This is a genomic window from Shewanella sp. 11B5, from assembly GCF_002836795.1.
Lineage (GTDB): Bacteria > Pseudomonadota > Gammaproteobacteria > Enterobacterales > Shewanellaceae > Shewanella > Shewanella frigidimarina.
On the sequence record NZ_PJAP01000015.1, the window covers coordinates 1 to 264 of the forward strand.

At 48.1% G+C, this 264-nt stretch carries 2 tRNA genes; both read left to right on the forward strand.

What is annotated here, in order from left to right:
- Positions 1 to 85: 85 nt before the first annotated feature.
- Positions 86 to 162, forward strand: a tRNA-Arg gene (locus tag CXF78_RS00100).
- Between the two features lie 8 nt (positions 163 to 170).
- Positions 171 to 246: transfer RNA gene (locus CXF78_RS00105), tRNA-His, on the forward strand.
- The last annotated feature ends 18 nt before the right edge of the window (positions 247 to 264 follow it).

Here is a 264-nt window from a genome sequence, read left to right on the forward strand (position 1 = left end):
AATTAATGTTATTTGCTCTTGCAGTGAGTAACAGAACAAGTAAACTTGTTCAGCCAGACAGGATGCAGTATCTAACTGTAACCATGCGCCCGTAGCTCAGTTGGATAGAGCACCCGCCTTCTAAGCGGGTGGTCGCAGGTTCGAATCCTGCCGGGTGTACCATTTCAATGGTGATTGTAGCTCAGTTGGTAGAGTCCCGGATTGTGATTCCGGTTGTCGTGGGTTCGAGCCCCATCAGTCACCCCATTCAATTTACAGCTTTAT